This is a genomic window from Verrucomicrobiia bacterium (assembly GCA_035765895.1).
GTDB lineage: Bacteria > Verrucomicrobiota > Verrucomicrobiia > Limisphaerales > DSYF01 > DSYF01.
In genome coordinates, this window is sequence record DASTWL010000083.1 from 22,199 (window position 1) to 28,680 (window position 6,482).

The 6,482-nt window shown below is 60.0% G+C and carries 7 protein-coding genes; all 7 read right to left on the reverse strand.

From position 1 onward, the window contains the following. Positions 1-183 precede the first annotated feature (183 nt). Positions 184-843: a type II secretion system protein gene (locus VFV96_16425; GenBank protein ID HEU5071991.1), complete on the reverse strand. Its 660-nt coding sequence runs from the start codon at positions 841-843 to the stop codon at positions 184-186. A 10-nt stretch (positions 844-853) separates the two neighbouring features. Further along, positions 854-1,129 carry a CopG family antitoxin gene (locus tag VFV96_16430; protein HEU5071992.1) on the reverse strand — a complete coding sequence of 92 codons (276 nt, stop codon included), beginning with the start codon at positions 1,127-1,129 and terminating at the stop codon, positions 854-856. A 54-nt stretch (positions 1,130-1,183) separates the two neighbouring features. Then, on the reverse strand, positions 1,184-1,468 hold the full coding sequence (locus VFV96_16435) for a hypothetical protein (GenBank protein HEU5071993.1): 285 nt from the start codon (positions 1,466-1,468) through the stop codon (positions 1,184-1,186). Positions 1,469-1,623: 155 nt separating this feature from the next. After that, the gene (locus tag VFV96_16440) at positions 1,624-2,931 is read right to left on the reverse strand and encodes a type II secretion system F family protein (protein ID HEU5071994.1); all 1,308 of its coding nucleotides are present in this window, start codon (positions 2,929-2,931) and stop codon (positions 1,624-1,626) included. A gap of 12 nt (positions 2,932-2,943) precedes the next feature. Next, positions 2,944-4,650, reverse strand: a complete 1,707-nt coding sequence (locus VFV96_16445; GenBank protein ID HEU5071995.1) for an ATPase, T2SS/T4P/T4SS family — start codon at positions 4,648-4,650, stop codon at positions 2,944-2,946. 6 nt (positions 4,651-4,656) lie between these two features. Then, positions 4,657-5,778 carry a type IV pilus twitching motility protein PilT gene (locus VFV96_16450; protein ID HEU5071996.1) on the reverse strand — a complete coding sequence of 374 codons (1,122 nt, stop codon included), beginning with the start codon at positions 5,776-5,778 and terminating at the stop codon, positions 4,657-4,659. A 79-nt stretch (positions 5,779-5,857) separates the two neighbouring features. Continuing rightward, a partial coding sequence (locus VFV96_16455) for an ATPase, T2SS/T4P/T4SS family (GenBank protein ID HEU5071997.1) occupies positions 5,858-6,482 on the reverse strand: 625 nt, incomplete at its 5' end.

The window sequence follows — 6,482 nt, forward strand, 5'->3', positions numbered from 1 at the left end:
GATCCGGTTGAGTTTTGAAAACGCACGCAGGCCGCCCTTGAAACGGCGGGCCGCCCCAGCACCGACCGAACGGCATTTCCGGCGGGGATGGGCGTGCACCGGCAGGCTCCACGCGCTCTCGTGCCATTGCACCACGAGGCGTCGCAGTTGGAGGGTTGCCGGGTTCACGCGCATACGCTTGAGTCAGTGAACGATTTCCTCCGCCTTGCTCCAGTTGCTGATGCGGTTGGTCTTGCCACCGATCAACACATCGACCCAGAGATCGAAGGAATTCACGTTATTGGTGGGCTGGCTTGAGTTGTAACGGAATGGATTGATGCCCCCCAACGCAAAGGGTCCATCCACGTTCACCCCCAGAAAACGCAGCCTGTTTCCGCCCAGGGTAATCTCACCGTATTGACCGGGTTTGAGATCACGAATGAACGACTGCGCCGTGCTGCCGTCGTCCGCGCTCCCGGAGCTGGTGTTGACGATGCCCTGGGTCAAGAAGTAAGCGTTCAGCTCCGCCGGCGTGGCGTTCGCCGCTCCGTCCAGCGTCCGAAACAACGTGCCGTTGTTGGTGAGAACGCACCCCACCAGCTCAAAGTAAAGCTGGTTGGTCGCCGGATTGTTGGTGTTGCCGTTGCTGGGCGGATAGTAACCCTGCTTGGCCTTGTAGGCTTCGATGGCGTTGGCCACCTTGGCCAGTTCCGTGGCCACCTTTTTTTTCGCGGCGTTGCGTTGGATGGCAACGCCCGCGGGCAAGAGCAACCCCGCCAAAATGGCGATGATGGCAATCACCACCAGCAGTTCAATGAGCGTGAAGGCGGACGCGGACCAGAGTTGTTTTCGGCGAGTGTTCATGTTCTGAGATTCAACGTTCACGCAGTTCGTCCTCCATGCGCTCGCTGAGCCACTGCTTGATCATGCTTTGGTAGTTCAAGTAGCGGGAGCGTGCCAGACGCTTGATGCGTGCCAGCATTCGGGGATCCATGCGCAAGGTGATGGTCACCGATTCGGACGCTTCGCTGGCCGACGCCACGGCAGCCTCCATCAGCCGCAAATCCGGACGGTTTTCCGCCCAGAATTCGGCTTCGGCTTCTTCGCTGTCGAAGATGGGGACCTCCTCCCAGCTGGAGAACGCCTGCATAAGTTGTTGTGGATACTCTCAAAGCATCTGCCAATGCGTCAACGCGAGACCCTGTCAGGCCAGCGTTTGATCCATTTTTCGTTGATAAAAAAATCGCTCCTCGGGTTCGAACCCCCGGGCGAGAATCACGCGCACCTGCCGACCATTCGTGCGATAAACGCTAAAAACGCCATAACCCGCCGCTGACATGCCCAAGTTGAAATAGCGGGACTGGGCGGCAAACCGGGAACTGTCCGGCAACAAACGGACCGCAAAAGGATCCTCGAAGGATTCCTCTATGTCCTTCTGCGTCAGCGGGCTGTTCAGCTCGAACGGCGGGTTGTTCCAGTCAAAGTCCATTTCTGCTGCGCGTAAATCAATCAGCCATGCAATGTGAATACAATGTATTTACGCCCGCGCAGAGTTTTGGTCAACGGGTATTTCGTCAGGCTGGTGAAAAAAAGCGCCGTTGCCTCACTTGGAAGCAACGGTGCGACGTAATTGGCTGGAGTGGCTCAGTCTCCCGAATCGCCACTCCCGCCCAGATTGTTCATCAGGTCGATCAGAGGCAGGAACATCGCAATCACGATGCTGCCGACGATGACGGCGAGGAAAATGATCATGATGGGCTCCAGCAATGACGTCATGGCCGCCACGGCGTTGTCCACCTCATCGTCGAAGTTGTCGGCGATTTTCATCATCATTTCGGGCAGGGCGCCGGTTTGCTCACCCACGTCCACCATGGAAACCACCATGGGCGGAAAAACACCGGACGCCTCCAAGGGCGCCGTAATCGTTTCGCCTTCCTTGACGCTTTCATGCACGGCGCCGACGGCGTTGGCGAGAATGACGTTGCCGGAGGTTTCCTTGACGATGGTCAGCGCCTGCAAAATCGGCACGCCGGAACTGACGAGCGTGCCCAGGGTGCGGGTAAAGCGCGAGATGGCCACCTTGCTGATCACCGGGCCTACGACCGGCATCTTGAGCTTGAACTTGTCCCAGACCCGCCGGCCGAACTTGGTTCGGATGAAGAGCATGAAGCCGATAAAGACCGCGGCCACGCCGATGGCGGTGTAAACAAAATGCGTCCGGATGGTGTCGCTGACGTTCAATACGAAGGTCGTGAAGGCCGGCAAGGGACGGCCTTCGCCAAGCCCCGCGAACACTTCCTTGAACTTGGGAATGACGACCACGGTCAGCACGGCGAGAATGGCCACGGCCACCACGAGCACGGCCACGGGATAAAACATGGCCGCAATCACCTTGCCCTTGATCTTCTGCGCCTTTTCCTGAAATTCCGCGAGGCGGTTCAACACCACTTCCAGCACGCCGCCCAGCTCGCCGGCCTTGACCATGTTCACGTAAAGGCGGTTGAAAATCTTGGGATGCTGCGCCAGCGCCTCGGAGAAAGTGCTGCCGCCTTCCACGGAGAGGGCAAGCTCCCCGACCGTGCGCCGCAGCGTGGGATTGCGCTCCTGTTTTTCCAGCACGCGCAGCCCGCGCAGCAAGGGCAAACCGGCATCCACCAGTGTGGCCAGCTGGCGGGTGAACGTCGTCAGAACCTTGGATTTGACGCCGCTGGTGCCAGGGATCTTCAGGTTGAAGTTGATCTGCCCCTTTTTCTTCGCCCCGGGCTTGGCGGCCACCTTGGCCTTGCCCTTCTTGTCGCCCTTCTCCTTGGGCTTGTCCACCTCCACGATCTTGGTGGGGAACAAGTTCATGTCCCGCACGCGGGCGATGGCTTCGTTCTGGGAAGCGACCTCGAGGACGCCCTTCTGCTCCTTCCCCTTTTGGTCCATCGCGATGTAACTGAACTTGGGCATGGCAGGATTGAGTTAAGTGTATTTGACGACTTCCTCGATACTCGTATCACCCTCGAAGATGCTGCGCAAGCCGTCCTCCCGCAGCGTCACCATTCCGAGTTCGACGGCCTTTTGTCGCACCACCACGGTGGGGGCGCGCTCATTGATGAGGGAGCGGACCGCGTCGCTGATGACCAGCAACTCATAAATGCCTTTGCGCCCCTTATATCCGGTGTCATTGCAATTCGAACAGCCGCGGCCGTAGTAGAAAAGCTTGTCGCCCAGGTCATGGGGCGAAAGATTTAACATGGCCAGCTGGGCCTCAGTGGGCTCGAACGGCGTCTTGCAATTGGCGCAGACGCGGCGCACCAGCCGCTGGGCGAGCACCGCCACCAGGGTGGAGGAAATCAGGAACGGCTCCACCCCCATGTCAATCAGACGGGTCACCGCACCGGGCGCGTCGTTGGTGTGCAGGGTGCTGAGCACCAAGTGACCGGTAAGCGAAGCCTGGATGGCGATTTGGGCCGTTTCCACGTCGCGCATTTCCCCGACCATGATGATATCCGGATCCTGACGCAGGAATGAGCGCAACGCCTTGCTGAACGTCATGCCGACCGCTTCATTCACGGCGACCTGCATGACGCCTTCCAAATCAAATTCAACCGGGTCCTCGGCCGTGAGCAGTTTGGTGTCGATCACGTTCACCCGCCGCAGGCAGGAATACAGCGTGGTCGTTTTGCCGGAGCCCGTTGGCCCGGTCACCACGAAAATCCCATTGGGACGCGCAATCGCGTCCACCACGTAATCGTGGACTTCCTTCGGAAACCCGAGGCTGTCGATGTCCAGATTGACGGCGGAGCGGTCCAGAATACGCAACACCACCGATTCACCGAACTGCGTCGGCAGCGTGGACACGCGCAGGTCGATGTTTTTGCTGCCCATCTGCATGCTGATGCGTCCGTCCTGCGGCAGGCGGCGCTCGGAGATGTTCAGGTTGGCCATGACCTTGATGCGCGAAATCACGGGCAGCGCCAGATGCTTCGGCGGCGGGGACATTTCATACAGCGCGCCGTCCACGCGGTAGCGGATGCGGAATTCGTGCTCGAAGGGCTCAAAGTGAACGTCGCTGGCGCGATCCTTCGCCGCCTGGAAGAGAACCATGTTCACGAACTTCACAATCGGCGCCGCGTCCGCCAGCTGGGCCACGATGGCGTCGTCATCCTGCGCCTCGACCTGCTTCACCTCCATGGCGATTTCTTCGTCGGCCCCAATCTCCTTCAGGAGGTCGGCAAAGCTGCCGCCGGTGTCCTCGCCGTAATACTTGTCGATGGCCTTCTTGATTTCTTCCGGATCGGCCACCACCAGCTGCACATCGCGCTTCATGACGAAGCCGATTTCGTCGATGCGGGTCGGGTTCAACGGATCGAGCGCCGCGACCTTGACTGTGTGACCGTCGAATTCCACCGGAATGCACTCGAGCGCGCGGGCCTGCGCCGCCGGCAGCAACGCGATCACCTCCGGGGGAATGTCCTTGTTCCGCAGGGAAACCACCTCGGCCGCCACGTGATTGGCCATGGCCTGCAAAATGGAATCGCCGTCCATGATCCCGAAATTCTGCAGGATCTGGAAGACCGGCTCGCCGCTCCGCTTGTGCTCGGAGGAGACCTCCTCGTATTGCAGGTCGTCAATGAGACCCTGCTCGCGGACCAGCTCCAGCAGCGGGTTCAGGATTTCGGCCATAGCGCGTTACACCTTGCCTTTCATGAGATCGTCCTTGTCCACCCCCACGGCCTGGGCCAGCTCGAGTTCCTGGAGTTTGGCCTGGACGGAAACCGGGTCCTGCGCCTTGGTGATGACTTCCTCGCGGGCAATCATGCCTTGGAGATACTTTTCAATCAGGAACGAGTCGAGGGTCACCATGCCGAATTTGGCGCCGGTCTGGATGTCGGACTGGATACGGAACGTCTTGTTGTCGCGGATAAGCGCGGCAATGGACGGCGTGTTGATCATGATCTCAAACACCGCAACGCGGCCCGGCTTGTCGATGCGCGGAATCAGCAACTGCGAAACGACCGCCTGGAGCACGGTGGAAAGCTGGATACGAATCATTTCCTGCTGGTTGGTCGGGAAGGCGTTGGTGAGACGGTCAATCGTCTTGGCCGCGCCGGTCGTGTGCAGGGTGCCGAACACCAAGTGACCGGTTTCCGCCGCCGTGATGGCGGCCTCAATGGTTTCCAGGTCGCGCATTTCACCGACCAGAATGCAGTCGGGGTCCTGACGCAACGCACGGCGCAGCGCCTCGGCAAAGTTGGGCACGTCCACACCAATCTCGCGCTGTGTCACCAGCGCGCGCTTGTGCTTGTGGTAATACTCGATCGGATCCTCAATCGTGATGAGATGCACCTCGTCACGCTCCTCGTTGATGATGTTCAGGAGCGAGGCCAGCGTGGTGGATTTGCCGGAACCGGTCGGCCCCGTGACAAGAACCAGGCCGCGCGGCTTGTAGAGCAGTTCCTTGACGGAGGGCGGCACGCCAATCTGCTCCATGGTGAGCAGCTTGTTGGGAATCTGGCGGAGCACCATGGCGAAGTTGCCCTTTTCCTTGAAGACGCTGACACGGAACCGTGCCGCATCGGCAAAGGCAAAGCCGAAGTCGGCGCCACCGCGCTCCCGCACGTGCTGAATGTGGTCGTCCGAGGTGATGGAACGCATCAATTCCTCGGTGTCTTCCGGTGTGCAGGCCGGGCCTTCCACACGGTGCAAAATGCCGTGCACGCGAATGGTCGGCGCGGTGCCCACGCGGATGTGAAGGTCGGAGGCGCCTTCCGACACCACCAACTGCAACAAATCAGACATCGAATATGACATGGTAAATCAATCCTTGAAATGCCGGGTCAGGCCCGGCGGGTGAAAACGTTCGACTGCGGCGTTGTGCATCGCCCACCTCCTAATCCACATCGCCGACGGTCGCCCGGATGACTTCCTCCGGCGTCGTCAACCCTGCCAGCACCTTGCGAATGCCGTCTTCGCGGAGCGTGCGCATGCCCATTTCGCGGGCGCGCGACCGCAGCACCGAGGATGGCACCTTGTCGTAAATGAGTTTGCGGACGTCGTCATCGATGACGAACACCTCGAAAATGCCCATGCGCCCGCGGTGCCCGGTGTTCGAGCAATCGCCGCATCCCTTGCCGTGCATGAAATTGGCGCCTTGCAGCGCCTCGCCCTGCAAGCCGAGCTGCTTCAACTCGTGATCGGTCGGGGAATACGGCGCGGCGCAGCGTTTGCAGACTTTGCGCACCAGGCGTTGCGCCATCATGGCCCGGGTGGAGGACGCCACCAAGAACGGCTTCACCCCGATGTCGATCAAACGGGTTACGGCGCTGGGGGCGTCGTTCGTGTGCAGCGTCGAGAACACCATGTGACCAGTCAGCGATGCGTTGATGGCGATGGTGGCGGTTTCCATGTCGCGAATTTCACCAATCATGATGATGTTCGGCGCCTGGCGCAAAATGGACCTCAGCGCGGCGGAAAATGTGAGGCCAACCGTTTCGTTCACCTGCACCTGGTTGATG